Annotated in this window: 4 protein-coding genes and 1 pseudogene; 2 read left to right on the top strand and 3 right to left on the bottom strand. The window is 58.1% G+C overall.

Annotated elements, in window-relative coordinates:
- On the bottom strand, positions 1-650 hold a 650-nt coding region (locus H1Y01_RS13920; protein ID WP_219341542.1), incomplete at its 3' end, for a hypothetical protein.
- Between the two features lie 267 nt (positions 651-917).
- Complete coding sequence (locus H1Y01_RS13925; RefSeq protein ID WP_180541117.1) at positions 918-1,706, bottom strand: hypothetical protein; 789 nt, start codon at positions 1,704-1,706, stop codon at positions 918-920.
- Between the two features lie 145 nt (positions 1,707-1,851).
- On the opposite strand from H1Y01_RS13925, the gene H1Y01_RS13930 reads away from it, so the two are divergent.
- Both H1Y01_RS13930 and H1Y01_RS13935 read left to right on the top strand, forming a co-directional pair.
- Complete coding sequence (locus H1Y01_RS13930; protein ID WP_180541118.1) at positions 1,852-2,847, top strand: sigma-70 family RNA polymerase sigma factor; 996 nt, start codon at positions 1,852-1,854, stop codon at positions 2,845-2,847.
- A 3-nt stretch (positions 2,848-2,850) separates the two neighbouring features.
- Entirely contained in the window at positions 2,851-4,377 is a 1,527-nt protein-coding gene (locus tag H1Y01_RS13935; RefSeq protein WP_180541119.1) for a hypothetical protein, read from the top strand.
- A gap of 28 nt (positions 4,378-4,405) precedes the next feature.
- Here the strand turns inward: H1Y01_RS13935 and H1Y01_RS13940 are convergent.
- A pseudogene (locus tag H1Y01_RS13940) lies at positions 4,406-4,607 on the bottom strand (aminotransferase class I/II-fold pyridoxal phosphate-dependent enzyme); the annotation flags it as partial.

The raw sequence follows: 4,607 nt of genomic DNA on the forward strand, positions 1-4,607 counted from the left end.
GGCGCGATCGGCGCCGGCGGAGCCTCTACCGCTGGGGCAACGGGCGCGGGTTGCGGCGCGGGGGCCTGTGGTTGCTGTTGTTGCGACTGTTGTACCGGCTGCTCCTTCGCCTTCGCGTCGTCGGACGGTTGGATATCGAATACTTCCGCAACCGTCTTCTCCACCTGATCGGCGGACACCGCTCCATCCTTCGGAAGCGGAAATAAGAGCGAGGCTTTGTAGCGGACATCGGAGTAGGCGTCGGTGAACAGGCTGAAGGCAATTCCCTTGTCGGTCGCGGCAATGCCGGTTACCCAGATCTTCTCGCCGCTGACGAACGTTCGCGTATCGCCGCCAACTACCTTGGAAGCGCCCGGTACATAAGACTTAAACGGGCTGAAACCGCTCAATGCGTTGTGAGTAATACGCCCATTCTTGTACGTGTTCTGGTTCAGGTCGCGATCCGTCACTGGAACCATTACTAAATTGTCTTTCTTCAGGACCAAAACTGAACCGGCAGTCACAATGTCGTCCAGCTTTGCCGTCGTTTTGGTGAGCGCGTACTTCGCCAGCAACTTCTGCTGGATCGTAGCTTTCGAATCCTGGGCCTGAACGGGACTGGACAGGCATCCAAGGACGAGCAGGACACTAGAGAATGTAGTCAATCGCATCATACGGAAATTTAAACGGAGTCCGCCCACTATACAACGCATCCTCCCTGGTTTCAATACCTCCTAATACTCCATGCGTAAAATCGCGCCGAAACCGTCATTCTTTTCTTGGTATTCGACTCCTCGACCTCGATGGAACCCATCACAGCGGCGTGGCGGCGCCACTCTGATACCCGGCTCCGGTTCGCCCTGGATTGGGGCCGGCAACCACGGCGAAACCGAGACCACCCCCGTTCGCCTGACCCTCCTGAGCTTCATAACCGTCCCTCACTCATGACCCTTCAGAACCACAGACATCTTCCCCTTTAATCTCCCCTCCAGCACGGCAATCACATCCGCCCGCGCGGTCTCATACGTCGGCTCGCCGTCCCAGTAGAACTTAATCAAACTCTGTGTGACCGAACCCTGTGAATTCGTCGCGTACGAATCTAAGGAGAAGCTCCGCTGTCCGGCTGCCGCCTCGGTGGGATGCTTTTCGGCAAACACCCGCTGATCGATGTCGTCGGACTCGCACGCGATCCTAAAATCCAGCTTGCGGTCAGGTGAAAAGTGCAGGACGTTGTAACGCGTATGAAAACGCCCGTCAAGTTCGTAATAGTCCCGGACCGTGTAGCGTTCGCCCCCAACCCACAACACGTCGATGACGTCACCCTTCGGCGACAACCCAGGCGCATTGCGATCCCGCGCGATTCGAACGATGCGCCGCTCTTCGTCGAACTCAGACCACCGCTCCGTCGCGGCGTCCACAACGGCCAGGTTCGCGTGCGCCGACCACGTCTCCGGTCCGAGAGCAAGAACACGCAAGTAGAAACCCCGAGCTTCCTCGTACTGCTGCAACCCCAGAGCCGCATTCCCCGCCAGGAGAGTCGCTTCGATCGAGTCCGGGTGGTCGAGGAGATAGCCAGCAAACCAGTCGCTTGCGGCCGCCCAATCCTGCCGTGCGAGGTCCTGCTTGCCGCTCAGCAGCGGATCGATTTGCGCGTAGCAAGGCACGATGCTTAGTCCGGCGAGTAAGATCGCCGCTCGCATGGCCTTTGCTCGGGTCAGGTTCCTCATGTTACTCTCCACACGCGACATGGCTGGCCGGGAGCTGAATGTGACAAGAAATGATAATTTTATTTCCGGGTCAGAAGCGCGCGCGGGCTAAAGCCGTGTTACCATCCGACAGTTTTTATCTTGATGACCGAGGCAAACGAGGGCCATGGGACGCGATAGCGCACGCGCTCACATAGACGCGTTCCCGCTGTTCTTTGCCTGGATCGGCGAAACGCAGCCCGACGTCCCGGTGGAAGACATCCAGACCAGGACCTGGAACAAGCTCACCGCGATCGTTATTCGGCAACTGCGAAGTCTGGGTCCATGGGAGCCGGAAGACCTGACCGACTGCCGGAACAACGTCTTTATCCTCATGGAACGCAAACTCGGCCAACCGATGGAAATAGAGGTCCGTGCCGTGCGATGCTCAGCGGAATTCTTTCGGTCGCTTGGTGTCGACCCGACTGCGCTACACCTGCTCCGAGCCGAACCTTTCTCGATCGTCGTCGTGCACCCGGACATTCGGCCGCCCGGGCAACTTCGCGCCTGGCTCCGGGACCATGATGACGACCGCGTGATCACAGTCATCCAGGATCTAACTTGCCGCGAGGAGAAGCGGCTGCCCATTCCCGTAGCTTACGAGCTACTGAAGCATGAGCAAAATGCGCTTCTGGAACTGACCGCTCAAGCCGCTCCCGAGTTAGCCTACTGCGCCGGCGTCCGGGCAGTTCATCATGAGTCGTTTGCAATCCGCATGGGATTCGTGGCCGGAACTGCGCGCCGCCTGGTGCTCGAACATCGCGGGGCGATCGGCAACGCGAGTGAAGTGTCGAGCGTTGAGGAGCTAGTCCCGGAGCGTTATCCTGCCGCGGTTGACCAGAACCATGACGCAGCGCTTCTGTCCGCGGAGCGAGCCATCCGGCGTCTGCCCGCGGCATCGCGGAACCAATTGATAGAGCGCTACGTCGATGGTCTCTCATGGGCCGAGATCGCGCGAAAGCGTAAAGTGACGGAAGTTAAGGCGCGGCAGGACGACTCGCGTTTAATGAAAGAACTCGCCAAAGCGTTTGTGCCCTTGAACGTCGAGGTAGGAAAACAGGCCGTTCCTCGCGTGGTCAAATGGCTGAAGGAGATGCTCCCGCGTGTCCTGGAGCGGGAGTAAGTTATGCCCGTTAACGTTCCTGCCGCCGACCGCGAGATCCTAAGCCGGTACCTGCTGGGGCAGCTCTCCGCGCCGGAGGCGGATGAGGTCGAGGATCGATTTGCGGGCGACGACGTTTACTTCGCGCTCTATGAAGAAGTCGAGCGCTCGCTGGTCTCGGATTACGCCGCCGGGATACTAGAACCTCTCGAAGCTGGGCTCTTTGAGAAGAACTATCTAGTTACTCCGGAACGGCGGCATCAGGTAACTGTAGTTCGGGCCCTGCTTCGGGTAAGAGCTGCCGAGCTGGATCAACCGGCGCGCGACAGGCCGATCAAGGTGGTTGGTTTCGCTCTCGCAACCTCCGCGGTATTGGCGACCGGCGCCATCCTAATTTTGTGGCCTCGCCAGGAACCCTTGAACAAGCCTGCGGTCGTCGCATCGCAACACCCCCCCGCAGCCATCCCGGCTCCAGAGCATATCCCTGCCGCGCCGCCCGCAACGAACCCCCACAACGAACCCGCTGCTCGAAGGGGGACCGTCGTCAGCAGTTCTCCGCCGGCGTCGACCGCGCGAGCTACGAGAGTAAGTCCGAGCGGGAGCGAAATTACGGCTCAACAGGAGCCCATAGTCGCCGAAAGTACGCCGCCCGTTCCCGCTCCGTCTCGCGGCGCCACTACTTCAGGGGAACACCGAGTTGACTCTAACTACAAGTTAGCCAATGAACCGGAACCCCCAACCAATCCGACCCTGAATGCGGACGCTATAGCCGGTATTCGCTCGAAGCTGCTAGGTCTATACACTCTCACCAAGGCTACCGAGAAGCTAGACGGTATCGAAACTGCCGGGTCCGAGTTCGTTTTGAAGAAGAACAACCTCGTGATGACCCCGGTGGGGAACTATGATTCCAACCAGAATACCTACAAAGACGGCCGAATCGCGCAAAATGCGCTCGGAGGGCGCCTCTTTTTTTCGCGTTTCTCAGGGGCCAGTCCCACCAACATTATTGGGGGCGAAACACGCACCTTTATCACCGGCGAAAAAGTGAGGGTAACAGACATCTCAGTTACTAACCGTGCCGTAGTTTTCACCCTGTTAACGCAGGACTGGTCAAATCTCTGGTATAAAGGCAGGCTTTCGTTCCCCCTGCCAAAAGATGGAGAAGTAAACACCGACCAAATCGAGAAAATGGTCAGCGAAGTGTTCGACGTCAAGCCGCCTGAGAATACGAACGCGACTAACCAACAAAAGCCACCTACCGAACCTGTTCCGCCACGCACGATCACTCCCGGGCAAACCCAGGATCAAGTGATCGCCACTTTCGGCCAACCTTTAAAAATCGTTGCCTTGTCCTCCGGCAAGCAACTCTACTACTATGCGGACAAGAGAATCACGTTGGTCGACAAAACGGTTACAGATATCGACGGCGTAGCTACAAAATCCGAGGGTCGAAGCTTAAAGCCAACCCCTCCGGCGCAACCAGCTACCAAAATGCCCGCAAACCAACAGCCGAAGCCTCCAAGCACTCCAGCCAAGAAAAAACCCGCTTAGCCTTTCACTCCTACTGACGCGGGTCGAATCAAGCGTTCCCCAGCGCCCGTCCGATTCGGTCCAGTCCCCCCGCGAACATTTCGTGGTTTACGCCCATGCCGATGCGGAAGTGGTCGGGTTGATCGAAGAAGCGGCCGGGGACTACTGTGGTTTCATAGTCCTCACGCAATCGATTCAGGAACTCGTTGATATCTACATCGAGAAGCTTCGGGAAACAGGTGGTGCCCCAG

Origin of the sequence: Nevskia soli, from assembly GCF_903970205.1 — a bacterium.
Taxonomy (GTDB): domain Bacteria; phylum Acidobacteriota; class Terriglobia; order Bryobacterales; family Bryobacteraceae; genus Bog-113.

Excerpts from the sequence above, each read along its gene's own strand:
- H1Y01_RS13925 (WP_180541117.1), bottom strand. The coding sequence starts at position 1,706 with ATGAGGAACCTGACCCGAGCAAAGGCCATGCGAGCGGCGATCTTACTC.
- H1Y01_RS13930 (WP_180541118.1), top strand. The coding sequence starts at position 1,852 with ATGGGACGCGATAGCGCACGCGCTCACATAGACGCGTTCCCGCTGTTC.
- H1Y01_RS13935 (WP_180541119.1), top strand. The coding sequence starts at position 2,851 with ATGCCCGTTAACGTTCCTGCCGCCGACCGCGAGATCCTAAGCCGGTAC.